This window comes from Mesorhizobium sp. A556, from assembly GCF_054489545.1.
On record NZ_JBTMXA010000004.1, the window covers coordinates 167,801 to 193,278 of the forward strand.

The 25,478-nt window shown below is 63.3% G+C and carries 27 protein-coding genes and 2 tRNA genes; 12 read left to right on the plus strand and 17 right to left on the minus strand.

Going from position 1 to position 25,478, the window contains the following annotated elements:
• Positions 1–115 precede the first annotated feature (115 nt).
• From ACX3P0_RS11210 to ACX3P0_RS11240, 7 genes are all read right to left on the minus strand, one after another.
• A complete protein-coding gene (locus ACX3P0_RS11210; protein ID WP_459088473.1) occupies positions 116–1,840 on the minus strand; it encodes a thiamine pyrophosphate-binding protein in 1,725 nt (574 codons plus the stop codon).
• 15 nt (positions 1,841–1,855) lie between these two features.
• On the minus strand, positions 1,856–3,292 hold the full coding sequence (locus ACX3P0_RS11215) for an amidase (protein ID WP_459088475.1): 1,437 nt from the start codon (positions 3,290–3,292) through the stop codon (positions 1,856–1,858).
• 34 nt (positions 3,293–3,326) lie between these two features.
• A complete protein-coding gene (locus ACX3P0_RS11220; protein WP_459088477.1) occupies positions 3,327–4,094 on the minus strand; it encodes an ABC transporter ATP-binding protein in 768 nt (255 codons plus the stop codon).
• A 2-nt stretch (positions 4,095–4,096) separates the two neighbouring features.
• Complete coding sequence (locus tag ACX3P0_RS11225) at positions 4,097–4,801, minus strand: ABC transporter ATP-binding protein (RefSeq protein ID WP_459088479.1); 705 nt, start codon at positions 4,799–4,801, stop codon at positions 4,097–4,099.
• Positions 4,802–4,852: 51 nt separating this feature from the next.
• Positions 4,853–5,737 carry a branched-chain amino acid ABC transporter permease gene (locus tag ACX3P0_RS11230; protein ID WP_459088481.1) on the minus strand — a complete coding sequence of 295 codons (885 nt, stop codon included), beginning with the start codon at positions 5,735–5,737 and terminating at the stop codon, positions 4,853–4,855.
• Positions 5,738–5,752: 15 nt separating this feature from the next.
• Positions 5,753–6,616, minus strand: coding sequence for a branched-chain amino acid ABC transporter permease (locus ACX3P0_RS11235; protein ID WP_459088483.1), 864 nt, complete (start codon positions 6,614–6,616; stop codon positions 5,753–5,755).
• A gap of 204 nt (positions 6,617–6,820) precedes the next feature.
• Positions 6,821–8,035 carry an amino acid ABC transporter substrate-binding protein gene (locus ACX3P0_RS11240; protein WP_459088485.1) on the minus strand — a complete coding sequence of 405 codons (1,215 nt, stop codon included), beginning with the start codon at positions 8,033–8,035 and terminating at the stop codon, positions 6,821–6,823.
• A gap of 271 nt (positions 8,036–8,306) precedes the next feature.
• Between ACX3P0_RS11240 and ACX3P0_RS11245 the strand changes: the two genes are divergently transcribed.
• The 11 genes from ACX3P0_RS11245 (at position 8,307) to ACX3P0_RS11295 (ending at position 19,214) form a co-directional block, all read left to right on the plus strand.
• Complete coding sequence (locus ACX3P0_RS11245; protein WP_459088487.1) at positions 8,307–9,104, plus strand: IclR family transcriptional regulator; 798 nt, start codon at positions 8,307–8,309, stop codon at positions 9,102–9,104.
• Entirely contained in the window at positions 9,105–9,899 is a 795-nt protein-coding gene (locus ACX3P0_RS11250) for an SDR family NAD(P)-dependent oxidoreductase (RefSeq protein ID WP_459088489.1), read from the plus strand.
• A 50-nt stretch (positions 9,900–9,949) separates the two neighbouring features.
• Positions 9,950–11,425, plus strand: coding sequence for a class I adenylate-forming enzyme family protein (locus ACX3P0_RS11255; RefSeq protein WP_459088491.1), 1,476 nt, complete (start codon positions 9,950–9,952; stop codon positions 11,423–11,425).
• Positions 11,422–12,594 carry a thiolase family protein gene (locus ACX3P0_RS11260; protein ID WP_459088493.1) on the plus strand — a complete coding sequence of 391 codons (1,173 nt, stop codon included), beginning with the start codon at positions 11,422–11,424 and terminating at the stop codon, positions 12,592–12,594. The genes ACX3P0_RS11255 and ACX3P0_RS11260 overlap by 4 nt, the downstream gene beginning before the upstream one ends.
• A gap of 85 nt (positions 12,595–12,679) precedes the next feature.
• Complete coding sequence (gene lhgO, locus ACX3P0_RS11265; RefSeq protein ID WP_459088495.1) at positions 12,680–13,894, plus strand: L-2-hydroxyglutarate oxidase; 1,215 nt, start codon at positions 12,680–12,682, stop codon at positions 13,892–13,894.
• 18 nt (positions 13,895–13,912) lie between these two features.
• A complete protein-coding gene (locus tag ACX3P0_RS11270) occupies positions 13,913–15,358 on the plus strand; it encodes an NAD-dependent succinate-semialdehyde dehydrogenase (protein ID WP_459088497.1) in 1,446 nt (481 codons plus the stop codon).
• 130 nt (positions 15,359–15,488) lie between these two features.
• Positions 15,489–15,896: a cupin domain-containing protein gene (locus tag ACX3P0_RS11275; protein WP_459088499.1), complete on the plus strand. Its 408-nt coding sequence runs from the start codon at positions 15,489–15,491 to the stop codon at positions 15,894–15,896.
• 28 nt (positions 15,897–15,924) lie between these two features.
• Positions 15,925–16,704, plus strand: coding sequence for a hydroxypyruvate isomerase family protein (locus tag ACX3P0_RS11280; protein ID WP_459088501.1), 780 nt, complete (start codon positions 15,925–15,927; stop codon positions 16,702–16,704).
• A 39-nt stretch (positions 16,705–16,743) separates the two neighbouring features.
• Positions 16,744–18,039, plus strand: a complete 1,296-nt coding sequence (locus tag ACX3P0_RS11285; protein ID WP_459088503.1) for an NAD(P)H-dependent oxidoreductase — start codon at positions 16,744–16,746, stop codon at positions 18,037–18,039.
• Positions 18,040–18,090: 51 nt separating this feature from the next.
• Positions 18,091–18,387 carry an antibiotic biosynthesis monooxygenase family protein gene (locus ACX3P0_RS11290; protein WP_459088505.1) on the plus strand — a complete coding sequence of 99 codons (297 nt, stop codon included), beginning with the start codon at positions 18,091–18,093 and terminating at the stop codon, positions 18,385–18,387.
• Between the two features lie 29 nt (positions 18,388–18,416).
• Positions 18,417–19,214: a hypothetical protein gene (locus ACX3P0_RS11295; RefSeq protein ID WP_459088507.1), complete on the plus strand. Its 798-nt coding sequence runs from the start codon at positions 18,417–18,419 to the stop codon at positions 19,212–19,214.
• A gap of 132 nt (positions 19,215–19,346) precedes the next feature.
• Here ACX3P0_RS11295 and ACX3P0_RS11300 read toward each other — a convergent pair.
• From ACX3P0_RS11300 to ACX3P0_RS11345, 10 genes are all read right to left on the minus strand, one after another.
• A tRNA-Phe gene (locus tag ACX3P0_RS11300) sits at positions 19,347–19,421 on the minus strand.
• A 217-nt stretch (positions 19,422–19,638) separates the two neighbouring features.
• Positions 19,639–19,848, minus strand: a complete 210-nt coding sequence (gene yacG / locus ACX3P0_RS11305; RefSeq protein ID WP_459077507.1) for a DNA gyrase inhibitor YacG — start codon at positions 19,846–19,848, stop codon at positions 19,639–19,641.
• Complete coding sequence (locus ACX3P0_RS11310; protein ID WP_459077508.1) at positions 19,845–20,474, minus strand: Maf-like protein; 630 nt, start codon at positions 20,472–20,474, stop codon at positions 19,845–19,847. The genes yacG and ACX3P0_RS11310 overlap by 4 nt, the downstream gene beginning before the upstream one ends.
• A 29-nt stretch (positions 20,475–20,503) precedes the next feature.
• Positions 20,504–20,722 (minus strand): translation initiation factor IF-1, encoded by a 219-nt coding sequence (infA, locus tag ACX3P0_RS11315; protein WP_459077509.1) that lies wholly within the window; start codon positions 20,720–20,722, stop codon positions 20,504–20,506.
• Between the two features lie 90 nt (positions 20,723–20,812).
• The gene (locus ACX3P0_RS11320; protein WP_459088509.1) at positions 20,813–21,220 is read right to left on the minus strand and encodes an arsenate-mycothiol transferase ArsC; all 408 of its coding nucleotides are present in this window, start codon (positions 21,218–21,220) and stop codon (positions 20,813–20,815) included.
• Positions 21,221–21,266: 46 nt separating this feature from the next.
• A complete protein-coding gene (locus ACX3P0_RS11325) occupies positions 21,267–21,752 on the minus strand; it encodes a UPF0262 family protein (protein ID WP_459077511.1) in 486 nt (161 codons plus the stop codon).
• Between the two features lie 6 nt (positions 21,753–21,758).
• The gene (gene hisD / locus ACX3P0_RS11330; protein WP_459088511.1) at positions 21,759–23,051 is read right to left on the minus strand and encodes a histidinol dehydrogenase; all 1,293 of its coding nucleotides are present in this window, start codon (positions 23,049–23,051) and stop codon (positions 21,759–21,761) included.
• 8 nt (positions 23,052–23,059) lie between these two features.
• Entirely contained in the window at positions 23,060–23,494 is a 435-nt protein-coding gene (locus ACX3P0_RS11335; RefSeq protein ID WP_459088513.1) for a DUF2948 family protein, read from the minus strand.
• 77 nt (positions 23,495–23,571) lie between these two features.
• Positions 23,572–24,861 (minus strand): UDP-N-acetylglucosamine 1-carboxyvinyltransferase, encoded by a 1,290-nt coding sequence (murA, locus tag ACX3P0_RS11340; RefSeq protein ID WP_459088515.1) that lies wholly within the window; start codon positions 24,859–24,861, stop codon positions 23,572–23,574.
• Between the two features lie 139 nt (positions 24,862–25,000).
• Positions 25,001–25,192 (minus strand): hypothetical protein, encoded by a 192-nt coding sequence (locus ACX3P0_RS11345; protein ID WP_459077515.1) that lies wholly within the window; start codon positions 25,190–25,192, stop codon positions 25,001–25,003.
• A 136-nt stretch (positions 25,193–25,328) separates the two neighbouring features.
• On the opposite strand from ACX3P0_RS11345, the gene ACX3P0_RS11350 reads away from it, so the two are divergent.
• Positions 25,329–25,403: transfer RNA gene (locus ACX3P0_RS11350), tRNA-Thr, on the plus strand.
• The last annotated feature ends 75 nt before the right edge of the window (positions 25,404–25,478 follow it).

Here is a 25,478-nt window from a genome sequence, read left to right on the forward strand (position 1 = left end):
ACGCGCCTTGTAGCGGTCAGTACGCGGTCAGCGCAGCGCCATATCGGCTGATCGGGCGCGTAAACCGAAAACACGAGAGCCGGGCGGTCGCCCGGCTCTCGCCGATAATAGTACGTCAGGCGATGCGGTCGCCCTTCTTGATCTTGACGGCACGGTTGTCGACACCGGGCAGCATCTTGGCCGGATCGCGGGTGACGACGACGTCCATGATGACCGGACCCTTGGCCGCCAGCGCCTCGGCAATCGCCGCTTCGAGCTGGTTGGGGTGCTCGACGCGTATGCTGACCACACCCATCGCCTTGGCGATCTGCGCATAGTTTGTCTCGGCCAGGTCGGAGGCGTGGTATCCATCCGCGCCGTACATCAGGTGCTGAAGCGCCTTGATGTAACCCGAGGCCGCGTTGTTGACGACGATGATCGTGAAATCGAGCTTCAGACGCCGCGCGGTTTCCAACTCGCCCAGCATCATGTTGAAGCCACCGTCGCCGGTGATGCTGAAGATCGGGCGTGTCGCGGAGGCGGCGCGAGCACCGATGGCGGCCGGCAGGCCGTAACCGATGGAAGCGAAACCGCGATCCGGGACGAAGGCGCGACCCGGCTTCTTGGTGTCGAAAAGCAGGCCGCCCCAATGTGCCGCGAAGCCGCCGTCTGCAATCAGGATACTGTCCTCGGGAAGCGCCTTGTTCAGCTCGGTGAGCAGTCGCGCCATGTTGACGGGCGTCTCGTCAGAATGAAGGCGTGGGCTGACATCTTGTCGCCACATGTCCATCCGCTTGGCGACCTCGGCGGCGTAGGCTGCCTGCCGCGCGCCGATTTCGGCCATCTGCGGCGCGAGAATGGCCTGTAGTTCTGCGATGGTGGCGCCGACGTCGCCCCACAATGCGATTGCATAGTCGGTGGTGCGGCCGAATTCCTCCGGCACAATGTCGAGATGGACGATCCGCTTGCCACGCGGCGGAACGGTGAAGCGCTTGGTGGCGATCTCGCCAAGCTTGCAGCCCATGACGAGAATCAGGTCCGATTCCTCGATCAGCTTATTGGCTATGCGGTCATAGCGGCCGAAAAGGCCGGCGCTCAGGCCGCTGGTGCAGGCGATGGCGCCCTTGCCGCTCAGCGTGTGGGCGACGGGCAGGTTCAGCGCCTGCGAGAAGGCCGAAAGCGCGTCCGCCGCGCCGCTCAGATGAACGCCGCCGCCAGCAAGGACGATCGGCGTGCGGGCTTCCGCGATCAGGGCCGCCGCTTCTTCAAGCGCAGCTTTGTCGGGACGGCAGCGAAGCGCCGGGATCGCCTCATGCGCGGCGACCGCATAGAAATCCGCTTCCTCGAATTCGTAGACGGCGTGGGCGATATCTTCCGGCACGTCGATCACCACCGGACCAGGTCGACCTGTGGTGGCGACGGCAAAGGCGCGGCGCACGAACTCGGGAATGCGTGAAATGATTTCGACACGCAGGAGCTCCTTGACGGCCGGCCGCAGGATTTCCGTTTGCCGGCTCTCCTGCGTCATGTTCTTCCAGGAATGCTCACGGTGGGAATCGCCGACGAGCACGACCATTGGCGTACCGGCATTGAGCGCTTCCACGAGGCCGGTGACAAGGTTCGTCGCGCCCGGCCCGAGCGTGGCGTCGGCTAGACCGACACGGCCGGAAACCTTGGCGTAGGCGTCGGCGGCGAAGACACCGGCGCGCTCGTCGTTGATGAGATGGTGCTGCAGGCCAAGCCGGCGTGCCGCGTCGTAAAACGGCAGGAGCTGGAATCCGCCCATGCCGTAGATCGGGCCGGGATTGTAAAGAGAGATCATTCGGGCGAGCGCTTCGCCACCCGTTAGTTCGATGGACATTGACTAGTTCCTTCTTCAGGTCTCGGACGGCTGCCCGTTGGGGACAGACAGGGAGGAGAGATCGGGCCGGCGCGTATGCCAGGGCGTTGCATTCTCGAACGCCCAGCCGAGCCGCATGACGATATCCTCGCGCGAGGCCGGCGCGACGATCTGGAGCGAGAGCGGCATGGCCTCGCTGTTGACGCCGTTCGGCAAGGCAAGCGCGCACAGGCCGAGATAGTTGACGAACCGGGTCAGGTCCGAGAGCGGCATGGCGTATTCGTCGATGGTGGCGAGAGGCGGCGCAGCGATCGGCGTTGCCGGCAGGAGCAGCGCGTCGAAGCCGGACATGACGGCATGCATCGCCACCATGTCGGCGCGCCGCTCGATCAGCCGCGTGGCAAATTCCGCCGCCGAGCCCTGGTTGCCGGCATGAACCCGCTCACGCACGAACGGGTCGAACGCACCGCGATCCTGCGCCATCAATCCGGCAAGATTGGCGTAGCCCTCGGTGCGGATGACGTGGGAAGCGCCGGCGCAGTAATCGACCGGGCGGCGCGGCAGCGGAACCTCAACGACGACGGCCCCGAGATCGCGAAAGACACGCACGGCTTCGTGCAGTGCCCGCAGGATTTCCAGTTGCACGTCCGGCAACTGGTCGTCAGGCACCAGCCCCAACCGCATTCCGCGTACGGAAGTCTTCAAATCCGGAAGCAGGCGCGGGACAGTCCCGCACCAGGTGCCGGTGTCGCGGTCGTCGGCGCCCGCGATCGTATCGAAGACGATGGCCGCATCCTCGACCGAGCGCGTCAGCGGGCCAACGGAATCGAGCGTCTGGCTCAAGGGGAACACGCCGTCCGTGCTCACGCTCGATAGGGTCGGCTTCAGGCCGACGATGCCGTTCATCGAGGCCGGGCTGCGGATCGAACCGCCGGTGTCGGAAGCCAACGAGAACGGCACCATGCCGGCGGCGACAGCCACCCCCGAGCCACTGGAGGAACCGCCGGGCGAACGGTGCGCGTCGAGATCCCAGGGATTGCGCGGGGCACCCATACGGACATTGGTGCCCCAGCCGCCGAACGCGAATTCGACCATGTGGAGCTTTCCGAGGAAGATCGCGCCGGCATCGGTGAGCCGGGATATGACGGTGGCGGTGTGATGCGCGACATTGTTCTTCAGGTGGAGGGAACCAGCCGTCGTGGGCATGCCCTCGACGTCGAGAAGATCCTTCACCGCGAAAGGAATGCCGTGCAGCTTGCCCCTGTAGGCGCCTTTCGCGATCTCCCGCTCCGCAACCCGAGCCGCGTCGCGGGCCGCGTCCGCGCACAAGGCAAGGAAGGCGTGCAGGAACGGATCGGTTCTCCCGATGCGGCGCAGGCACGCGTCCAGCAGCGCAACGGGAGAAACCTCGCCCGTCTCGATCAACGGCGCCACTTCGTGAATGGCGTAATCGGCCAGGTCGCGCGAGGTCATCAGTGCCGGCTCCAGGACATGCTCCGCTCAACTTTCAGTCGATCTTGTATTCCAGCCATTCGGCGATGAGCCTATGAAGCGCCGAGTCGCCCTCGAACATTTCCTTGCCGCCCTCGGCCTTGTTGCGACCCAGTTCGAGCACGTAGAGATAGTCTGACACGGCGGCGCACTGGCGCACGTTCTGGTCGACCAGCACGACCGTGATGCCCCGGGAGGGCAACTCCTTGATGAAGTCATAGATCTCGCGCGACAGGCGCGGCGCGATCATCGCGGTCGGCTCGTCGAGCAGGACCACCTCCGGCTCCAGCGCCAGCGCACGTGCCAGTTCGAGGAACCGTTGCTGGCCGCCGCTGAGGCTCGACGCCGGGTCGCGGCGTTTGTCGCCCAGAATGGGGAACTGCGCATAGGCGGACTCGAGAACCCGCTTGACGCGCGCGGAATCCTTGCGGAATACCCAGCAGCCGAGCCGCAGATTGTCCTCGACCGACAGGTCGCCGAACAGGCTGCGGTTCTGCGGCACGAAGGCGATGCCGCGCTCGATGAAGGTGAAGGGCGGCTTGCCGTTCAGACTTTCACCCTTGTAGCGTATATGGCCCTTGGAGGGCTTCAGGAAGCCGTACAGCGTCTTCAGCGCCGTAGACTTGCCAGCGCCGTTCGGCCCGATGATGCCGGTGACCATGCCCTTGCGGGCCGACAGGTTGACGCTGTCGAGGATCGTGATGTCGCCATGATAGGAAACGGACACGTCCTCCAGGCCGAGAAGCACCTCGCCGGGCGCCGCGGTTGTTTTTGAATTGGCCATGATCATCGTCCCAGGAATGCTTCGATAACGTCTGGATTCGCCTGGATCGCCTTGGCGTCGCCTTCGGCGATCGTCTTGCCCTGGTTGAGAACGAGCAGGTGGCCGGACAGGCTGTAGACGGAGGTGAGATCGTGGCTGACGAGGATGAAGCTTTTGCCCGCCTCCTTCAGTTTCAGGATCTGTTCCAGGAACACTTTGCACAGATTGGGATGGACACCGGCAAAAGGTTCGTCGAGCAGGATCAGTTCCGGGTCCAGCATCATGACGCGCAACAGTTCGACCAGCTTCTGCTGGCCGCCCGACAGTTCCTCCGCATAGTTGTCACGAATACGGTAGAGGTCGACGCTGGCGAGAAGGTTTTCGGCTTTCTCGATCAACTCCCTATTGCTGCGCGCATCGTCGAGCACCGCCAGGACGAGGTTCTCGGTTAGCGTCAAGCGGCGAAAGAGCTTCGGTATCTGAAATGTACGCCCGATTCCGAGGCGTGCAATCTCATGCGGCTTCTTGCCGACCAACTCCTTGCCACGAAATTTTATCGACCCTTCCGTGGCATGGTAGATGCCGTTGATGCAGTTCATGATCGTGGTCTTGCCGGAGCCGTTGACGCCGATCAGGCCCAGTATGCTGTTGTCGGGAACCGAGAACGAGATCGTGTCGACGGCGACCAGGCCGCCGAATACTTTTCGCAGAGAATTCACTTCAAGCATTGGAGCACCAACCATGCGTGACAAGGCGAGACTTGCTTTCAGTCGATGCCTTCATCGCATTGAAACCTTCCCGAACAGCCCGGCCGGGCGCAGGGCAACCGTGCCGATGAGAATGAGGAAGCCGGCGGCCTGCGACAGGGACTGAGGCAGGAAGACGATCGCCACCTGCTCGGTAATGCCGAAAAGGATGCCGCCGACGATCGCCCCCACCGGATGACCGAGCCCGCCGAGAACGATGACAACAAAGCCGATCAGCGTGAAATCGAGCCCCGAAAACGGTCCGAAGGCAGGGAACACCAGAGCGAGCAACACCCCCGTCGTTCCGGCCAGGCCGATCGCCAGGCCGAATGCCAGCGCCGAGAGCTGGTTGATGTTGACGCCTACGATCTGGATGGCATCGCGGTTCATGATCGCCGCGCGCAGCGCCTTGCCGTAGATGGTCCGGTAGAGGAACCAGGTCAGGATGGCCATGATCACCAGACCGGCCGCGAGCGCGACGAGCTGGGCGGTCGGGATGAAGAGGCCGCTGAACTTGAATACGCTCGGCTTGAAGATGTAATTCAGCGAGCGCGTGTCCGCCTCGAAGAAATAGAGCAGGACCGCGCCAGCCATCAGCGATACGCCGTAGAAGGTCAGGAACGAGGCCATTTCGGGATCGTCCGAGCGCGACAAATACGGCACGAACAGGAAATACAGGCACATGCCGATGCCGAAGAAGCCGATGAAGACCAGCGGAATCGACAGGAGCGGGTGCAGGTGGGTCGCCGAAAAGAAGACGAGGACGGCGTAGCACCCCCCCACGACAAACTCGCCGTGGGAGAAGTTAACGATGCGCATCGTCCCATAGATGATCGTCAGGCTACAACCGATAAGGCCGTAGAGAGCGCCCAGGATCAGGCCGGTGATAAGCGCCTGGATGAGTAGCGTGGTAATCATGTGCAACAATCCATCTCAGAACAGGATGCGGCGCAGCGAGGGCTTGTAGCGGATCAGCGAACCCACGATTCCGCTGGGCAGGAATATCATCAGGAGCACGATCACCAGGCCGAGCAGAAATACGTTGAGGATAGGGAAGCTCTGCCAGATCAGGTCATCGACCATGAGCATGACAACGGCGCCCACGACCGGCCCGATCACTGTGCCGAGACCGCCCGCAACCGCGAAGATGATGGCCTTCGTGCTGACCAGCAGGTTGAACGCCGTCTCGGTGTCGACAATACTTGTGTACCAGGCCTCGATGCCGCCCGTGAGCGAAGCGATCACAGCCGACAGGACCCATGCCTTCAGGCGGGCCGAGCCGATATTGATGCCGATCGTCTCGGCTGTCTCGGGGTCGTCGCGAATGGCGCGCAACGCCATGCCGAGGCGCGACTGCGCAAGCCAGGTCACGGCAAGCAGGGTAGCGAGCATCAGCGCGAGCATCGCGTAATAGGCGCCGAGCGGGTTGGAGAAGCCGAGCGCTATGCCATAGGAGCCGCCGGCGACGCCCTCGGGCATGGCGGCGATGAGAAGGCGGCATATGACGGCCAACGCCAGCGACACGATGGAGAAATAGATACCGCGCAGCACCATGGTACGCGCGAACAGCAGGCTCAGCACCGCTCCGACCGCTGCCGCGGCGAGGAAGCCCACCCAGATCGGCATTCCGTACATCTTGACCGCAACGGCAGTGGCATATGCGCCGATGCCGTAAAAGGCGACATAGCCGAACGGCAAATAGCCCGTAAACCCCGCCATGATGTTCAACCCTGACGCCAGGGTGACCCACAAAAGCAGGTAAAACCAGAAGGCGAGGCTGAAGCCGTATGCGGGCAACAGCGCGAGTCCTATCGCCGAAACGGCGAGGAATGCGAGCCAAATGGATGTCCGCATCCATACGAGCCGGTGAGAAGACACTGTTTTGACCTCTGAATGAATATGGCACTCGCGTGCTACGACCCCCGACCCGCTCGGAAGGCTCACGCCAACTGTCAAGAAATGCCGGCGCGCCCGGCTATGCCAGGCGCGCCGGCACCACGGTCAACGGGAAGTCCAGCCTGGGATCGGATAGATCGGCTCGGCTGTCTTCACCGCCTCGGGAGCGATAATCTTCAGGCCTTCGGGCTGGGTCTGAAGGACGATCGGCGTCATGCCCTTCTGGAAGCCGGTTTCGTCGATCTCGAACTCGCCGGAAACGATTACCGTTTTGCCGCTGAAGTCCAGCGCGGCCTGCTTCAGTTTCTGAGGTTCGACCGAGTTCGCGCTGGCAATCGACTTCTCCAGGATCACGCCAGCGCCATAGGCCAGCGCCGTCTGGAAATCGGCGGGGTAAGTCGCGCTCGGATAGAGCTTGCCATAGGCAGCGAGAAAATCCTTGGTCGCCAGCCCGTCGGTCACAGGCCAGTTGACGTTGGCGTCGAACTGGGTGTGGCTGAAGATGTAGGCCGCATCGGCGCCCGTCTCCAACACCGCCGGCGAAGAGCCATAGAGCATGTAGGTGTAAGGAAAATCGATCTCGCGCTCACGCATCTGGCGAAGCATCGGGATCAGGTCGCTGTCGTAAGACGACGTGTAAAAGCCGTCCGCACCCGAAGCCTGCGCCTTCTGAAGCAGGACGGAGAAGTCCTTCGCACCCTTCGCATAATGCTCGAAGAGCGGGACTTCGATACCGGCCTTTTCAGCCATCTCTTTAGCACTGGCCGCGGCGCTGGCCGGGAACGGCTCGTCGATCGATACGATCGCCAGCTTCTTGACGCCGAGCTGCTTGGCGAGCGCGATGCTGGTCACAGGGATCTGCGACGCTTGCGCCGTCACCGAGACGATATTCTTGTAGCCCTGGTGGAAGAGCTGGTCCGATGACCCGGCCCAACTGACCATGAAACTGCCGCGCGACTCGACGATCGGGGCGGCAACGCCGACCAGCGTAGAGCTGAACGGAGCGATCAGGGCGTCGACCTTCTCCTCGGTGATGAGCGATTCATAGACGCGCGCGACAAGCTGCTTGTCGCTTCGGTCGTCGCGCTTGACCAGCTCGACCGGGTATTTCTTGCCGTCGAGTTCGATGCCGCCACGCGCATTGACGTCATCGACCCAGATGCCGATACCGCGCTCGCCGGATTGCGAGGCAACCGCGTAAGGACCCGTCGAGGATACGGTGAGACCGATCCGGATCGACGTGCGCTCCTGCGCATCCGCGAAAGTAACCCCCGCCAACATCGTCGAAGCCGCAAGCAGTGATGCAAACAGTGTTTTCATGTCCCCCTCCGTTTCGTTCCGCATTGCGGAATTCAGAATATCTATTTACGGAACAGGTAACCATGCAATCCAAGGGCTGTCAACGGAGATTTTTTTGAATCGTAGTACGAACTAAAGGCTTGCAATTCAATGGATTATGAGAAACATACTGGCATACGCTCTATACTCCAGCACGGGCGACTTCACCAAAAGACCGAAGTCTGGAGCTGGCTTTTGTTTTACATTACGGAATATAGATTTTTCAATACGAAACGTCTTCGATGGGAACGACATGGAAAAGGATCTGGACTCGGCACCCGTGAAGTCGATTTCCCGCGCAGCGAAAGTGCTGCGAATCCTGGCCGGCGCGGGTAGTGCCGGGGCTGCGCTCGGAGAGGTCTCCAGCGCATCTGGTTTCGGCAAGGCGACGGCGCACCGTATCCTGGCAGCGCTGACCGACGAAGGATTCACCTATCAGGACCTGGCCACGCGCCGCTACCATCTGGGCGCAGGCATTAGCTTGCTTGCCCGTCGCGCGGCGGTGAACGAACTCGGCTCGCTGGCCCAGCCGGTGCTGATGCGGCTGGCCGAGCAGACGGAAGACACCACCTATCTCCAGGTGCGGGAAGGTTTGCGAAGCGTGTGTCTCGGCCGCGAGCAGGGAGCATTTCCGATCAAGACCCTCTCGCTCGACGTCGGGCAGAGCCGGCCGCTCGGCGTCGGCTCGGGCGGACTTGCCATCCTCGCCAATCTTCCGCCGTCGGAAATCGACGCCGTCATGGAGGCGAACGAACGTTGGCTGGCTGAATACCCGACCTTCAACAGTGAGAAACTGCGCAGTCTCGTGCGTCAGGCCAAGATGCAGGGCTACGCCTTCGTCGAAGGGTTGATGATACCGGGGATCAATGCCGTGGCGGTACCCATCAACGGGGCGGACGGGCGGCCAGTCGCCTCACTCGGCATTACCGCCATCGCCGAGCGCATCCAGGGCGACAGGGCACTTTGGCTGGCGGGCCTGTTGCGCGAGGAGGCGCGGACGCTATCCGCCATACTCCTGCGCTCGAATTCACAAAACTCCCAGGAGACGTAAATGGTAGATCGCCTGAAGGACAAGGTTGTCCTTTTGTTTGGTGCCGGCTCTTCCGGCGAGGGTTGGGGCAACGGCAAGGCGACCGCTGCCCTCTTCGCGCAGGAAGGCGCGCGGGTGATCGGCGTCGACCTCAGCCTGTCCGCCGCCGAGGAGACCCGCGCCTGCGTCGCCGAACGGGGCCAGGAGATGGACGCTCTCAGCGCGGATGTGACCGATTCCGCGCAGATCGAAGCCGCCGTCGCCTACACGATGGAGCGCTACGGCCGCATCGACGTGCTGCACAACAATGTCGGCGTCACGAAAATGGGCAACCCCGTCGACCTGACGGAGGAAGACTGGCAGTTTTCGCTCGATACCAACCTGACCGGCGTCTTCCTCACCTGCAAGCACGTGCTTCCGATCATGGTTGCGCAGGGTTCGGGCGCCATCGTCAACATCTCCTCCCTCGCCTCGATCCAGATCAACCGTATGCCCTATTTCGGCTACTACGCCTCGAAGGCGGGGCTGAACCACTTCACCCGCGCGCTGGCGGTGAATTATGCGCCGAATGGCATCCGCGCCAATGCGGTGCTGCCGGGCGTCATCGATACGCCGCTGATCTACAAGCAGATTTCGACGGAGTACGCGACCGTGGAGGAAATGGTGAAAGCCCGCAACGCGGCCTCGCCCATGGGCAAGATGGGTGACGCCTGGGACATCGCCTACGCCTCGCTTTTCCTCGCCTCGGACGAAGCCAAATACATCACCGGCGTCTGCCTGCCGGTCGACGGCGGCAAGGGTTGCGCCGGCCGCTGACGGTTGTCGCCGGCAAGCGGCAGCCGTTCGCGCAGGAGTCCAAGAACAGCATGATCCCCGTCCACGAATTTATCGAAAGCGCGCGCAAGAACGGCGGCCGAATCGCTCTCGTCTTCGGCGAGCGCCATGTGTCGTATGTCGAATTGCTCGACCGGGTCACCGGTGCGGCGGCCGCGCTCGACAGGATCGTGCGGCCGGGCGAGCGGGTCGCCATGCTTTGCACCAACTCCTACCAGTATGTCTGGGCCTCGCTGGCAATCGAACTGATGGGGGCGGTCCGGGTTCCCATCAACATCAAGGCCTCGCGCGCCGAAATTGGCAAGATCGTCGCCGACTGCGCACCGGCCCTTATCCTTCACGAGGATGCTACCCGCCATCTCGCCCCCGACGCCTGCCCGGCGCGACTGATGCATGTCGACGCCATCGCGACGGAAGCAGACGACGGCATACGTTTCCTCGATCGGGTCGGACCCGAGGACCTCTGCTCGATCAACTATACGTCCGGCTCGACCGGCAACCCCAAGGGTGTCGTCCTCTCCCACCGCAACTGGTCGTTCGTCTATGTCAACATGCTGGTCGACAGGGACATCGACGCGGACGACCGGCTGGCCTTCATCGGCCCGCTGACGCATGCGGCATGGAGCTATCTCTTCGCCGGGCTGCTTTGCGGGGCCACCAACATCGTCTTTGCCGGCGGCGACACCGACGCCCTGCTCGCCTACAGCCGGACAAACCCGGTGACCATCGTCACCTGCGTGCCGACCACACTCTCGCGTATCGTCGAAGGCACCGCCGCGACGGACCTCCTGGCCCGGACACTGAAATGGATCGGCATCGGCGCGGCCCCGGTGACGCAGGCGCAACTCGACCGCGCCAGCGAGGTTTTCGGAAACCGGATCGTCATCAACTACGGCCAGACCGAAGCCATGATGACCTGCACCTACATGGATTTCCGCAAGTACGGGCCGGAGCGCATGCTGGCCGACTATATTGGGCGCCCCTACGTGTTCTCGCACATCAAGGTCGTCGACAAGGACGGCAAGGACGCCCTGTCGGGAGAGGTCGGCGAACTGCATCTTCGCGGCTCGCACACGATGGCCGGTTACTGGAACCAGCCGGACGCCACGCGCGAGACGCTCCGCGGCAACTACGTCGCCAGCGGCGATCTTGGTGTCGAGGAGGAGCCGGGCCTGTTCCGCCTTGTCGGCCGCATCAAGGACATGATCATCTCCGGCGGCTTCAATATCTACCCCTCGGAAGTGGAAGCGGTGGTGGCGAGCCATCCCGGCATCGATGAGGTTGCCGTTCTCGGCAAGCCTTGCCCGGTCTGGGGCGAAAGGGTCGTCTGCTTCTACAGCGAAAGGCCGGGCTTGACGGTCGACCAGACCACGCTGAAGGCCTTCTGCAAGGAGCAACTCCAGATCAAGGCGCCCAAGGAGTTCTACAAGCTCGATCCGATGCCGAAATCCCCCACGGGCAAGATCGACAAGAAGGTCATCCGACAATTGGAGGCCATGACGGCATGAGACGTATTCACGTCGTGGCAATGGCCCGCACACCCTTCGGGAAGTTCCGGGGCTGCCTCTCCTCGATGAGCGCCATTGAGATCGGCACGCACCTGATCGACGGCCTGCTGGCGCGCAACGGCGACAGTGAACGCCCGCCCGAGATCGTTTATGGCGGCACCGGCTTGCTCGGCGGCTCGCATCTGGCCACGCTACGGCAAAGCATCATCCGTTCCGGTCTACCGGACGAGACGCTATCGCAGAGCGTCGACCGCGCCTGCTGCTCCGGCATGACCGCCATATCCAGCGCCGCCATGTGGCTGAGGTCCGGCGCGGGCGACAAAGCGCTGGCGCTGGGTGTAGAAAGCCTGTCGAACACGCCTCTCCTGCTGCATCGCGGCCGCGAGAACAAGGTCAACAGCCTGAGCCTCGTTGATCCGCTCGTGCTTTCGGGCATCGTCAGCGAAAAGACGATCGCACAATATACCTCCGAGGAAGCGCTGAAGCACCACGTCGATCGCGATCAGCAGGACATCTGGGCCCTTCGGAGCCACGAGAAATATTTTGCCGGCCAACGATCCGGCATCTTTGACGACCAGATTTTGGCGATCGAGGTTGCCGGACAAAAGATCACGGAAGACGAGGGCCCGCGCGAACACTCCAGCCTGGAGAAGCTGGCCTCGCTGCAAACCGTCAACGGGAGTGCAACGATCACGGCAGGCAACGCGCCCGGGCTTTCCGACGGCGCGGCGGGGCTCATTCTCGTCGCGGGAAGCGAAACGCCCGCAGACGGCCATGTCCCATCTGCCGAGATCCTGGACTGGGTCCAGCTTGCCGGTGACCTGCAGGTGGGAACGTCCATACCCGCGACCGGGATATTGCGGCTCCTGCAGCGCAACCACCTTTCGCTTGAGCAAATAGACGTCATCGAGATCAACGAGGCTTTCGCGGCGACACCGCTGGTCAGTACCGGCGTGCTGGCGCGGGAAACCGGGATGGACCTGGCAGCACTACGCGAGAAGACGAACGCCTACGGTGGCGCGGTCGCAATCGGCCACCCACTCGGTGCGAGCGGTATCCGGATCGTCATGCAGGCGATCTCCAGGCTTCGCGCCAGAGGCGGGGGGACAGCGGTGTGCGCCATATGCGGCGGTTTTGGGCAGGGGGAAGCGCTTCTTTTGAAGCTGTAGAACAACCTCCATCGCGGAGGCTGGATGATTGGCTGGGTTTTTAAAATTTCCGCAAGCGTCAGTCTTTCGGAAGGGCAGAGCAGACATGAGCAAGATGGTGAACAGTTCCACATATGATTATTGCATCATCGGCGGCGGCATAGTCGGCCTCGCAACGGCGCTGACCATCTCGCAGAAAAAGCCCGGCGCCCGCATCATCGTCATGGAGAAGGAGAGTTCGCTCGCGAGCCATCAGACAGGGCACAATAGCGGCGTGATCCATGCCGGCATCTACTATGCACCGAAGAGCCTCAAGGCAGAACTGTGCCGCGCCGGGGAAAGGGCGACCAAGGCTTTCTGCGAGGAGAATGGCATTCCTTATCGCACGCCCGGCAAGCTGGTCGTCGCGACGGACGGCATGGAACTGCAAAGGCTTGCCGCCCTCGAGGCCAATGCGGCCGCGAACGGCATTTCTTGCCGCAGGCTGAATGCCGGCGAACTGAAGGAAATGGAGCCGGCGGTATCTGGCGTCGGCGCGCTGCTGGTCGAACAGAGTGGCATCGTCGATTACGCGCTGGTCAGCAGGACCATGGCCGACCGGATAAAGGCGGCCGGCGGCGAGATCGTACTGAACCTGGACGTGGACCGGCTGCAGGAACGCTCCGATCACGTCCGGATCGAAGCCAGACAGGGTGTCTGGGAGGCGCGCTACGCGGTGGCCTGCGCGGGACTGCAGTCGGACCGCCTGGCGATGCGGTCGGGAATGAACGTCGACTTCCAGATCATTCCGTTCCGTGGCGAATATTATGCGCTGAGACCCGAGTTGAGCGGGCTGGTCGAGAAGATGATCTATCCGGTCCCCGACCCGTCAATGCCTTTTCTCGGCATCCACCTGACCCCGATGATCGACGGCGCGCTGACGGTTGGCCCGAACGCCGTGCTCGGCCTAGCACGCGAGGGCTATCCGAAATTTTCCTTCAATGCGCCGGACATGGCCCAATATTTGCGCTTCGGCGGCTTCTGGAAACTCATCGCCGGCAATCTGGCCAGCGGCATGGGCGAGATGAAGGACTCGCTTTTCAAGCGCGCCTATCTGGAAAAATGCCGCAAATATTGCCCCTTGCTGCAGCTCGACGACCTGCGCCCCTTCCGGGCCGGCATACGCGCGCAGGCGGTTTCGCACTCGGGCGCGATGATCCACGATTTCATGTTCCTGCAATCGAAACGCACGCTGCATGTCTGCAATGCTCCGTCTCCGGCAGCGACCTCCGCCCTTCCGATAGGGCGCATGATCTTCGAACGCCTGCACGGCGACAAGTAACCCACCGCGAGACGCACCATGACTTACCCCGATACCGAACTTTTCATCAACGGACGCTGGATTGCCGGCAGTAGCGGCCGCACCACCGACGTGCTCGACCCGGCGACCGGAACCGTGATCGGCCGCGTATGCATCGCCGAACTGGATCAACTCGAAGCGGCCGCCGGTGCCGCCGGTGCGGCATTCGAGATCTGGCGTGACACCAGCGTGCTGGAGCGGGCGAACGTGCTGCGCCGCGCGGCCGCCCTGCTACGGGAGCAAGCTGCGGAAACGGCCCGGATACTGACCATGGAGCAGGGCAAGCCGCTCGCGGAAGCCCGGGCCGAAGTAGCGACTTCGGCGGACATTCTCGACTGGTTCGCCGAGGAGGCCCGGCGCACCTATGGCCGGGTCGTTCCGGCGCGCGATCCCTATGTCCGCCAGACGGTTTTGAAGGAGCCTGTCGGCCCGGTCGCCGCCTTCACGCCTTGGAATTTCCCGGTTTCGCAAGCGGCGCGCAAAGTCGGCGCGGCGCTTGCAGCCGGTTGCTCGATGGTTCTGAAACCGGCTGAGGAGACTCCCGCCAGTACCGCCATGCTTGCACGGGTGCTGCACGAAGCCGGTCTGCCGGCGGGCGTCCTCAACCTTGTCTATGGCGTTCCCGCCGAAATCTCGGCCTTCCTCATTGCTCATCCGGCGATCAGGAAGGTTTCGTTCACCGGCTCGGTCACCGTCGGCAAACAGCTTGCCTCGCTGGCCGGCCTGCACATGAAGCCGGCGACGATGGAGCTTGGCGGCCACGCACCCGTTCTGGTGTTCGCCGACAGCGACATCGCCGCGACCGCGGCGCTGATGACCCGTTCGAAATTCCGCAATGCCGGCCAGGTCTGCGTTTCGCCCACTCGCTTCCTTGTCGAGGAAAAGGTCATGGAGGCGTTTTGCGAAGCCTTCGTGGCCGAAACCGCGAAAGTCACGGTCGGCCCTGGGCTAGACGAGGGCAACGACATGGGACCGCTCATCTCCTCGCGGCGGCTGGAGGCAATCGAAGCGCTGGTGGCCGACGCGCAGGACAACGGCGCCAGGATCGAGAGCGGAGGCAAGCGCCTCGGCAATGCCGGCAATTTCTATGCGCCCACCGTTCTTTCAGGTGTCCATCGCGGCATGCGCATCATGAACGAGGAACCATTCGGCCCGGTCGCTCTCATGATGCCGTTTCGGGAGATGGACGAAGCGCTGGAGGAGGCCAACCGCTTGCCCTTCGGCCTCGCCTCCTATGCCTTCACGCAATCGGCGGGCACGAAAGCCGCTATCGAGCGGCGGCTCGAGGCCGGCATGCTGACGATCAACCATCTCGGGCTGGCGCTGCCTGAGACACCATTCGGCGGCGTCAAGGACAGCGGCCACGGCTCGGAAGGCGGCACCGAGGCGATAGAAGCTTACCTGACCACCAAATTCGTCACGGAGCGCCATGCCCCTGGGGCATGACAGTCACGGCGAAACAGGCAGCGCCACCGACGCTTCGTCGGCAACGCCGCCTCCCGCAAGGCAGTGAAAACATGGAGCATCCTGCCCGAACAACCCTTAGTGCAGATGCCCTCAACCCGGATTATTTGACATGTCGGATACACATATTTTCCCCCACGCCAGCATCAAGCGCATTCCGCGCGGCAGCGGTATCGAGACGACGCCGCTCGTCACGCATTTCACCGCGCCCAACGCCAAGTTCACGACCGGCATGAGCGTCTATCCCAAGGGGCGTGGCGCGCCGCTTCATTCGCATAATTGCGACGAGCAGGTGACCCTTCTGGAAGGACAGGGCGAAGTCGAGGTCGACGGCAAGATCACGCCGTTGGTCCAGTACGACACGACCTACGTTCCGGCCGGCAAGGTGCACGCGTTCCGAAACACCGGTGAAGCGCCGATGCGCATCCTGTGGATATACAGCTCCATGAGGGTGACGCGCACCTTCGAAGGCAGCGACGAGGAAGTCGAGCATCTGTCCGCCAAGGATCTCATGGGGTGAACCGGCCGACCACCCACGGATCGCTAAAATGCGTCTGAGCGCCAACATCTCGACGATGTTCGGGGAACTGATGTTCCTCGAACGTTTCGCCGCAGCAAGTCGGGCAGGCTTCGTCGCAGTCGAGGTGCAGTATCCCTACGCGCATCCAGTTGCCGATATCGAGGCCGCGCGTCGCGACGCCGGCATTCCGCTGATCCTGGTCAACGCGCCGAAAGGTCGGGACGCGCAGGATCGTGGCCTTGCCTGCCTGCCCGGACGAGAACGGGAATTTCGCGAATCCGTCGAGACAGCGCTCCGCTATACGGCCGCGCTGGGCAACCGGTTCATCCACGTCCTGAGCGGGACCACCGATATTAGCGGCGATCGCCAAAGCGCCGTCGCGACCTGGCTGGAAAACATGGACTGGGCGGCGCGGGAGGCGGCGCAGGCCGGCGTCGAAATTCTCGTGGAAGCCCTCAACCCGCTCGACGTGCCGGGCTACTTCATCCGCTCGCTCGACGACGCGGCCGACCTGATCCACGCCCTCGGCCAGGGAAGGATGGGGTTGCTGTTCGATGTCTATCATTGCGCGCGTGCAGGTGAACCGATCGTCACCCGGTTTCATGACTGCATGTCCCTGATACGCCATGTCCAGATCGCCGACGCACCCGGCCGCGCCGAACCGGGCAGCGGCGAGATCAACTGGAGCGAGGTCTTCGCTACGATCGAGAGTTCCGGCTATCGCGGCTATGTCGGGGCCGAGTACACGCCCGCCGGCGGCACCGCCGAAGGGCTTGCCTGGGCTCATCCTTACCTTGAAAAACCATGAATTGCCGGCGCAGATGCGCCCGGCCGCAGGAGTAACCACATGAACCTTTATTCGAGATCCGTTGCCGCAGTCGAAGCCGGCGGCCCGCCCGTGCGCGTCGGCCTGATCGGCGCCGGCAAGTTCGGCTCCATGTTTCTGGCACAGGTGCCGACGTCACCGGGCCTGAAGGTCGTCGCCATCGCGGACCTGTCGGCGGACCGCGTCCGTGCCGCCTGCGAGGGCGTCGGCTGGAGCGATGACGTCATCGCCGATACGCGCTTCACGCAGGATGCGCTGGAGATGATTTCCGCTGCGGACATCGACGTCGTCGTCGAGGCTACCGGCCACCCGGCCGCAGGCATCCGCCATGCCCGCGCCGCCATCGCCGCGCGCAAGCATATCATCATGGTCAATGTCGAGGCCGACGTGTTGGCCGGCCCGCTGCTCGCCCGGCAAGCCGAAGAGGCCGGCGTGGTCTATTCGCTGGCCTATGGCGACCAGCCGGCGCTCATCTGCGAGATGGTCGACTGGGCGCGCGCCTGCGGCTTCGAAGTCGTGGCCGCCGGCAAGGGCACGAAATACCTGCCGGTCTTTCACACGTCGACGCCCGACACGGTGTGGCACTATCGCGGCGTTAATCCGGAAGACGCGCGCAAGGGCGGAATGAACGCGCAGATGTTCAACTCCTTCATCGACGGCACCAAGTCCGGCATCGAGATGGCCGCTGTCGCCAACGCCACCGGGCTGGAACCGGCGCCCGACGGCCTGCGCTTCCCGCCCGCCGCGGCCGACAAGCTGGCGCAGGTGCTGTGTGAGAAGAACTTGCACCATCGCGGCCAGGTCGAGGTCGTTTCCAGCGTCGAGCGCGACGGGAGCACGGTAGCCAACAATCTGCGCTGGGGGGTCTATGTCGTGTTCTCCGCGCCCAACGCCTATACCGAGCGCTGCTTCCGCGAATATGGCGTCGAAAGCGACGAAACCGGCACGCTGGCCGCACTTTACCGCCCGTTCCACCTCATCGGACTGGAACTCAACGTCTCGATCTTCGCAGCCGCGTTGCGCAACGAGGCGACCGGCCGCCCGAACGGCTTCGTCGCCGACGTCGTTGCGACGGCCAAGCGCGACATCGAGCCGGGCGAAATGCTGGACGGCGAGGGTGGGTACCTGGTTTGGGGCAAGCTGATGCCGGCCAAGGACAGCCTCGCCATCGGCGGCCTGCCGATCGGCCTCGCCCACGGCATTCGCGTCACACGGCCGATTGCTGCCGGCGCCAGCTTGACCTGGGCCGATGTCGAGATCGACCGGAATGACGATGCCTACGGCTTCCGCAAGGAAATGGAGAGGGCATTCGCCTGACCGGTGTCTTTCCCGCACCACACGACATCAATCCAGCCGGAGAACACATACATGGTCCTCGAGATTGCGGAATTCGACATCATCCTCGGCAAGGAAACGGCTTTCGAGGCCGGCGTCCGCGAAGCCGTGCCGTTGTTTCAGGCGGCCAAGGGTTATCGCAGCATCACGCTAAAACGCATCGTCGAGAAGCCCGGCACCTATCGTCTGCTTGTCGAATGGGAAACGTTGGAAGACCACACCGTTACCTTCCGCAATTCCGAAGCGTTCCAGAAATGGCGCTCGCTGGTCGGTTCATATTTCGCGACCACACCGCGCGTCGATCATTCCGAAACGATCGTCGAGGCGTAGAGCCGACGGGCCAGGGCGGGGAGAACGACTTGATCCATCTTGCCGACACAGTGACAAAGGTTGCCGACAAGGCGAGAGGCGGCGTGCTCGTCTGCGGCTCGCATGGCGGCCTCTATCCCGGTTATCTCGCCGCAAAAGCCGGTGTGAAAGCCGCGATCTTCAACGACGCTGGTGCTGGCCGCGACAATGCCGGCACGGGCTCGCTTGCCTATCTGGAAAACCTCGGCGTCGCCGCTGCGACAGCCGGCAACATGTCCTGCCGCATCGGCGACGCGCAGGACATGGCGGCGCGTGGTCGCATCAGCCGGGTCAACGGTCTGGCTGCGCGGCTCGGCGTTCAGCCCGGAGCATCGTGCATCGAGGCGGCAAGGAGGCTCGAGTTGGCTACTTTGCCATCCCTAACGAGCATCGGTCCGGTCGGCGAGGCGCGGAGCCTCTACGCCGCTTCCGGCAACCGCCGGATTGTGCTGATCGATTCCGCCAGCCTTGTCCTGCCCGAGGACAAGGGTCAGATCGTCGTCACCGGCTCGCATGGCGGTCTGCTCGGCGGCAACGACTTTCTGGCTCTGCAGGTAGACGCCTTCGCAGGTGTTTTCCACGATGCCGGTATCGGCATCGACGAGGCCGGAACAACGCGCCTTCCCGCGCTCGACAGACGCGGCATCGCCGGCGTGACGGTCGACGGCGCGACGGCGCGCATCGGTGACGCGCGCTCCGTCTTCGAGGATGGCGTTATCTCCCGCGTCAACGACGTCGCCCGCCGCTATGGCGCCACCGCTGGCGAAAAGCTGCAGGAGCGACTGCTTCGCTGGTCCAGCGAAGCGTGACCTCCAATTTTGGATCGTATGGTAAGTCTTTCGAGACGGCCCGCCTCCGAGCTATGCTGAAGACGCGACGAGGATCGGCATCAGGCCATGATGGACGATGCCGATAATACTAGCGAAATGAATGGGTTGGCATGGTGCCCAGGGGCGGAATCGAACCACCGACACGCGGATTTTCAGTCCGCTGCTCTACCCCTGAGCTACCTGGGCCTGCCATTGGCGGATGTGTGGGGAAGTCGCCACGTCCGGCCTTTCGAAAGGTGCGGCGGCACCCCTGAAAGCGCGAGGGTTATAGCACGAGAATCCGGCCTGTCCAGCGTCCGAAACGGATTTAAGTCGCGCTGTGCGGAAGCTGGAAACGGCGGCTTTTATCGCCGCCGACGAAGTCGCCCCACCGTCTGTGCCGGCCGATAAATATCGCGCCGTTTCAACCCTGATCCGGCGTGCCGCTATCCACCTCGTCCTCATCGTCGCGAGCCGGGATGACATAGACGCCCTTGAGCCAGCGGTTGAGGTCGACATTCTTGCAGCGCGTCGAACAGAACGGATAGGTTTCCCGCGCTGACGGCTTGCCGCATTCGGGGCAGGGGCGTTTTGGGCGCAGCGGCGTCACCGTAGCGCCTTTGTCGGAATTCATGACCGCTCCCCGGACGGCCAGTTCAGCCGCACGTTGAACCCTTCGCCGGCAAGCAGCGCGGCCGTTTCGTAAAGAGGCAGGCCGACCACATTGCTGTAGGAACCCGCAAGCTTGATGACGAACGAGCCGGCGAGCCCCTGCACGGCGTAGCCGCCGGCCTTGCCGCGCCATTCGCCGCTGGCCAGGTAGCTCTGGATCTCGTCGCGCGGCAGCCGCTTGAAGCGCACGCGCGTTTCGACCAGCCGTTGCCGAAGCTTTCCCGCGGGCGTAATCACGCAGACGCCCGTATAGACCCTGTGCGCCCGGCCCGACAGCAATTGCAGGCAGTCGGAGGCCTGGTCGTCCGTCTCGGCTTTCGGCAGGATGCGGCGACCGACGGCAACCACCGTATCGGCAGCCAGCACGAAGGCCGGCGCGTGGCCGGCATCCCTGGCTAGCGCCGCCAGCGCTTTCTCCGCCTTTTCCCTCGACAGCCGCTTGGCAAGCGAGCGCGGATGCTCGGCGCGCAGCGGCGTCTCGTCGATATCGGCCGGAAATATCCGGTCCGGCTCGATGCCGGCCTGCTGCAGCAATTCGATGCGGCGAGGCGACCCCGAGGCCAGCACAAGCGTCTGCACACTACTCATCGTATTTTCCAGCCGGCCCCTGCGGGCGCTTACTTGAAACGATAGGTGATGCGGCCCTTGGTCAGGTCGTAGGGCGTCATCTCGACCAGCACCTTGTCGCCGGTGAGAACGCGGATGCGGTTCTTGCGCATGCGGCCGGCGGTATGGGCGATGATTTCATGGTCGTTTTCGAGTTTTACCCGGAACATCGCGTTGGGCAGCAATTCCGAGACAACACCCGGAAACTCGAGGACTTCTTCCTTCGGCATTCGATACCTTTGCTTGGATTGTATTCCGGCGCTCGACCGGGAATTCGGCCGGAACCTATATGATAATCCTCGATTTGTGAACACGCTTAATCAGGAGGCGTTTTCCGCGTCAAACGGGGCGAAGCGCTGGCCGATCCGGGCCTTCAGGCGCTCGCGGACATCGCGGTAGCCTGCCATGATCTGATCGCGGGTTCCGGTAATGGTTGTCGGGTCGGCCGTCGGCCAGTATTCGACTTCCACGGCCAACGACCGCGTCAGTTCCAGGGCGGCGTGATGCGCTTCGGGCGAAAGCGTTACGATGAGGTCGAAATAGTCGTCCTCGAGATCGTCCAGCGTCCTTGGGTGCCGCTCGCCGAGCGACAGGCCGTCTTCGGCAAGCACGGCATCGACAAAGGGATCGCGCTCGCCGGCGCGAACGCCGGCGGAAGCCACGAACACCGCGGGCGGCAGCATGGAGCGCGCCAGAAGCTCGGCCATGGGCGAGCGCACCGCGTTCATGCCGCACATGAACAGGATGGAACGGGGGTGAGCGCCGGCAACCAGGTCAGCCTCGCCAATGCAGCACGCAGACCAGCGTGAACAGACGGCGCGCCGTGTCGAAATCGATGTCGATCTTGCCGGAAAGCCGGTCCTTCAGCGCCTGCGAGCCTTCGTTGTGCAATCCGCGCCGGCCCATGTCGATGGCCTCGATATGGCTTGGCGTGGAGGAGCGGATGGCGTCGTAATAGCTTTCGCAGATCAGATAGTAGTCCTTGACGATGCGCCGCAGCGGGGTCAGCGACAGGATATGGGTGACGACCTCGCCGCCATCCTCGCGCGAAACCGCGAAAACCAGACGCCGCTCCACCAGCGACAGTTTTAGCCGGTATGGCCCGTCGCCTTCGTCGCTCACCGGCCGAAAGCTGTTCTCCTCGATCAGGTCGAAGATCGCCACCGCTCGTTCATGCTCGATGTCCGGGGTCGAACGGCTGATCGTTTCGTCGAGTTCGACGTCGATCAGTTTCGCACGATCTGAAGCCTTGTCCGCCATCGGCGCCTACATGTTCAACCGTATGGCGACCGAGCGGCCATGCGCGTCGAGGCCTTCCGCCCTGGCCAGCGCGATTGCGGCTGGTCCAAGGGCGCGCAGCTGGTCCGGGCCGAGCTTCAGGATCGAGGTGCGCTTGACGAAATCGAGCACCGACAGGCCCGATGAGAAGCGGGCGGAGCGAGCCGTCGGCAAGACGTGGTTGGAACCGCCGACATAGTCGCCGATGACTTCCGGCGTATGACGGCCAAGGAACACGGCGCCGGCATTGCGCAGCCGCGAGAGGAAGCTTTCCGCATCGTCGATGGCCAGTTCGACATGCTCGGCGGCGATGCGGTTGGCCAGCGGCAGCGCGTCCTCGAGCGTTTCGACCAGGATGATCGCGCCAAAATCGCGCCAGCTTGCCGCTGCCGTCTCGGAGCGGGAAAGCGTTGGCAACTGCCGTTCCACGGCCTGCTCCACTTCCGCGCCGAAAGCGGGGTCGTCCGTGATGAGGATCGACTGCGCGCCCGTGTCATGTTCGGCCTGCGCCAGAAGGTCGGCCGCGATCCAGTCCGGCTCGTTGTCGCCGTCGGCGATCACCAGCACTTCCGACGGCCCCGCGATCATGTCGATGCCGACGGTGCCGAACACCTGCCGCTTGGCCGCCGCGACATAGGCGTTACCGGGGCCGACGATCTTGGCCACCGGCCGGATCGTTTCGGTGCCATGGGCAAGGGCGGCGATGGCCTGCGCGCCACCGACCCGGTAGATCTCCGAGATGCCGGCCAGATCGGCCGCCACCAGCACCAGTGGGTTGATGACGCCGCCGGGAGCCGGAACCACCATGACGATGCGCTCGACACCTGCGACAAGTGCGGGCATTGCGTTCATCAGCACCGAGCTTGGATAGCTGGCGGTGCCGCCCGGCACGTAAAGCCCGACCGCCTCGATCGCCGTCCAGCGTGAACCGAGTTCGACGCCGATCGGATCGACATAACGGTCGTCCTGCGGCATCTGGCGCTTGTGATGGGCATGGATGCGGTCGCGCGCGAATTTCAGCGCCTCGACCGTTGCCGGATCGGCGTCGTTATAGGCCTGCGCGATAGCGTCTTGCGAGACGGCAATGCCAAGGCTTGCGAGATCGGCACGGTCGAACTTGTGCGTATAATCGATCAGTGCTGCGTCGCCCTCGACCCGCACCCGCGCGATGATGGCGCGCACGGCAGCGTCGACATCCGCCGACACCTCGCGCTTGGTGGTAAGAAAGCCGGAAAAGCGCTGTTCGAAATCGGCATCCGTCTGGCGAAGGGTAATGGCCATCGGCTTACTCAGTTTCCATGCGCTGGTCGCGATGCCGCTTCCCAGGCGCTGCCAAGGTCGGCCAGCCGCGCCTCGATGCACTCGACCTCGAGCATGATCGCGCTGTCGCCGGCAAAGATCAGTTCGACGATGCCCGCCGGGCCGCTTAGCGGGACAAAACTGATCGCCAGCAGCGACAATATCTCCGCCGGCTTGTCGCGCGAAATCCCGCTCAGCTTGGCGCCGAGAACCCGGTCGAAATGCAGGACACTTTGCCGCCGCTCGTTATGCTGGCGCAAGAAACTGTTTTTCTTTTCCCAGGCGAAGCGGTTCATGGGCAAGACGAAGCGTTTGGCCGCCGGCAGATACTCCAGATCGCCCACCTTCATCACCGCGTCCTGAACGCAGGCCGAGATGATGCCGAGATCCTGATCGTCGAGCGCGATGAGCTTGAGAGCGTCCATGCGTATTTCGCACCTGCGAAGGTTTAGCCGTCGGCCTTTTGTTAGGCGGTCTTATCCCGCAGCGCAACCGTGGCGCATCAGCTTGAAATCCGCTCGATGACCGCGCCGCAGCCGGAAAGCTTCTCTTCCAGCCGCTCGAAGCCGCGATCCAGGTGGTAGACGCGGTTTACCGTCGTTTCGCCTTCCGCCGCCAGACCGGCGATGACCAGCGACACCGAGGCGCGCAGGTCGGTCGCCATCACGGGCGCGCCTTTCAGCGTCGACACGCCTTCCACCATCGCCGTCTGGCCCGAAAGCGTGATGCGCGCGCCAAGCCGGGCCAGTTCCTGCACATGCATGAAGCGGTTCTCGAAGATCGTCTCGGTGATGCGCGACTTGCCTTTCGCCATGGTCATCAGGCCCATGAACTGCGCTTGAAGATCGGTCGGAAAGCCGGGAAACGGCTCGGTGGTGACGTCGACCGGCGAGATGCCAGCACCATTGCGGCGCACGCGGATGCCGGCATTGGTCGGCGTGATCTCGGCGCCGGTCTGGGCGATCACGTCGAGGGCGTTCTGCAACAGATCGGGCCGCGCGCCCTCCAGCAGCACGTCGCCGCCGGTCATGGCCACCGCCATGGCGTAGGTGCCGGTCTCGATGCGGTCGGGAATGACGCGCACGCGCGCGCCCGACAGCGATTCGACGCCGTCGATGTGGATGGTCGGCGTGCCCGCACCGGTGATTTTCGCGCCCATGGCGTTGAGGCATTCGGCGAGATTGACTACTTCCGGCTCGCAAGCGGCGTTTTCCAGCACGGTTTCGCCGCGCGCCAGCGACGCCGCCATCATCAAGACGTGGGTCGCGCCGACGGAAACCTTCGGGAAGACGTAGCGGTTGCCCTTCAGCCTGTTTTTGGCCTTGGCCAGCACATAGCCGTTTTCCACGTCGATCTCGGCGCCCAGCGCCTGCAGGCCGTCGATGAACAGATCGACCGGCCTTGTGCCGATGGCGCAGCCACCGGGGAGCGAAACCTTCGCCTCGCCCATGCGCGCCAGAAGCGGCCCCACCACCCAGAACGAAGCGCGCATCTTCGACACCAGTTCGTAAGGGGCGGTCGTGTCGACGATGTTGCGGGCCGAAAAATTGATGGTGCGCGAATAGCCTTCCTGCTGCTTCTCGCGGCGACCATTGACCGAATAGTCGACGCCGTGATTGCCCAGGATTCGGGTAAGCTGCTCGACATCGGCCAGATGCGGCACGTTTTCCAGCGTCAGCGTATCGTCGGTCAAGAGCGAGGCGATCATCAGCGGCAGGGCGGCGTTTTTCGCGCCCGAAATCGGAATGGTGCCGGCAAGCTGGTTGCCGCCGACGATTCTGATGCGATCCATGAAGAAGTATCCTTCCGGCCAGGAAGCCGGTTTCAATCGGTTGAGGTTGGTCCGTCTAGACTATTGGCGGGCTTGGTTCAAGAAATAGGATTGCGAAACGCTCTCATAGATCGGACTTGCCCCAAAGGGTCGCCGGCCTTCAGTCTTTGTTTTCACGCGCGGCCTTTCCGGGCACCGAGGCTGGCAGCCCTTCTGGCCTCGAATCGGCCTGTCCTGTGCGGCGCGAGCGCGATTGCGCCTTGCGTTTCTGCAGATTGGCGCGCAGGGCCTCGGCCAGCCGCGCCTTGCGCCGCACTGCTGCATCGCTGGATTCGCCTTCTTTTCCGCTCATGATTCTGTCCCCGGATACCGGTTCCCAGCCATAGCCGCGAATATGGCGTGCGCATGTCCGGTAAATGTGCGACGGAAGATTACACACATAACTTGCGCTTACGGAAGTGATGTGGCAGAAGCGCCGCGTTCGAGATGCTGCCGTAGCTCAGTGGTAGAGCACTCCCTTGGTAAGGGAGAGGTCGGGAGTTCAATCCTCCCTGGCAGCACCATTCCTTTTCCGAAGCGGCGGGCGTTCGGCTCGCGGACACCAGGCCGCCAGAGCATCGGACCGAAGAGCGGGCACC

What these genes read in the sequence shown, in the direction of transcription:
- ACX3P0_RS11310 (WP_459077508.1), bottom strand. Translation starts at nt 20,474, where the DNA reads ATGAGTAGTGTGCAGACGCTTGTGCTGGCCTCGGGGTCGCCTCGCCGC.
- ACX3P0_RS11245 (WP_459088487.1), top strand. Translation starts at nt 8,307, where the DNA reads ATGGAAAAGGATCTGGACTCGGCACCCGTGAAGTCGATTTCCCGCGCA.
- ACX3P0_RS11215 (WP_459088475.1), bottom strand. Translation starts at nt 3,292, where the DNA reads ATGACCTCGCGCGACCTGGCCGATTACGCCATTCACGAAGTGGCGCCG.
- ACX3P0_RS11320 (WP_459088509.1), bottom strand. Translation starts at nt 21,220, where the DNA reads ATGAACGCGGTGCGCTCGCCCATGGCCGAGCTTCTGGCGCGCTCCATG.
- ACX3P0_RS11255 (WP_459088491.1), top strand. Translation starts at nt 9,950, where the DNA reads ATGATCCCCGTCCACGAATTTATCGAAAGCGCGCGCAAGAACGGCGGC.
- ACX3P0_RS11210 (WP_459088473.1), bottom strand. Translation starts at nt 1,840, where the DNA reads ATGTCCATCGAACTAACGGGTGGCGAAGCGCTCGCCCGAATGATCTCT.
- ACX3P0_RS11275 (WP_459088499.1), top strand. Translation starts at nt 15,489, where the DNA reads ATGTCGGATACACATATTTTCCCCCACGCCAGCATCAAGCGCATTCCG.
- ACX3P0_RS11325 (WP_459077511.1), bottom strand. Translation starts at nt 21,752, where the DNA reads ATGGCGGACAAGGCTTCAGATCGTGCGAAACTGATCGACGTCGAACTC.
- ACX3P0_RS11225 (WP_459088479.1), bottom strand. Translation starts at nt 4,801, where the DNA reads ATGCTTGAAGTGAATTCTCTGCGAAAAGTATTCGGCGGCCTGGTCGCC.
- ACX3P0_RS11230 (WP_459088481.1), bottom strand. Translation starts at nt 5,737, where the DNA reads ATGATTACCACGCTACTCATCCAGGCGCTTATCACCGGCCTGATCCTG.
- ACX3P0_RS11260 (WP_459088493.1), top strand. Translation starts at nt 11,422, where the DNA reads ATGAGACGTATTCACGTCGTGGCAATGGCCCGCACACCCTTCGGGAAG.
- hisD (WP_459088511.1), bottom strand. Translation starts at nt 23,051, where the DNA reads ATGGCCATTACCCTTCGCCAGACGGATGCCGATTTCGAACAGCGCTTT.
- lhgO (WP_459088495.1), top strand. Translation starts at nt 12,680, where the DNA reads ATGAGCAAGATGGTGAACAGTTCCACATATGATTATTGCATCATCGGC.
- ACX3P0_RS11220 (WP_459088477.1), bottom strand. Translation starts at nt 4,094, where the DNA reads ATGGCCAATTCAAAAACAACCGCGGCGCCCGGCGAGGTGCTTCTCGGC.
- infA (WP_459077509.1), bottom strand. Translation starts at nt 20,722, where the DNA reads ATGCCGAAGGAAGAAGTCCTCGAGTTTCCGGGTGTTGTCTCGGAATTG.
- ACX3P0_RS11345 (WP_459077515.1), bottom strand. Translation starts at nt 25,192, where the DNA reads ATGAGCGGAAAAGAAGGCGAATCCAGCGATGCAGCAGTGCGGCGCAAG.
- ACX3P0_RS11335 (WP_459088513.1), bottom strand. Translation starts at nt 23,494, where the DNA reads ATGGACGCTCTCAAGCTCATCGCGCTCGACGATCAGGATCTCGGCATC.
- ACX3P0_RS11240 (WP_459088485.1), bottom strand. Translation starts at nt 8,035, where the DNA reads ATGAAAACACTGTTTGCATCACTGCTTGCGGCTTCGACGATGTTGGCG.
- ACX3P0_RS11280 (WP_459088501.1), top strand. Translation starts at nt 15,925, where the DNA reads ATGCGTCTGAGCGCCAACATCTCGACGATGTTCGGGGAACTGATGTTC.
- ACX3P0_RS11250 (WP_459088489.1), top strand. Translation starts at nt 9,105, where the DNA reads ATGGTAGATCGCCTGAAGGACAAGGTTGTCCTTTTGTTTGGTGCCGGC.
- murA (WP_459088515.1), bottom strand. Translation starts at nt 24,861, where the DNA reads ATGGATCGCATCAGAATCGTCGGCGGCAACCAGCTTGCCGGCACCATT.
- ACX3P0_RS11285 (WP_459088503.1), top strand. Translation starts at nt 16,744, where the DNA reads ATGAACCTTTATTCGAGATCCGTTGCCGCAGTCGAAGCCGGCGGCCCG.
- yacG (WP_459077507.1), bottom strand. Translation starts at nt 19,848, where the DNA reads ATGAATTCCGACAAAGGCGCTACGGTGACGCCGCTGCGCCCAAAACGC.
- ACX3P0_RS11290 (WP_459088505.1), top strand. Translation starts at nt 18,091, where the DNA reads ATGGTCCTCGAGATTGCGGAATTCGACATCATCCTCGGCAAGGAAACG.
- ACX3P0_RS11270 (WP_459088497.1), top strand. Translation starts at nt 13,913, where the DNA reads ATGACTTACCCCGATACCGAACTTTTCATCAACGGACGCTGGATTGCC.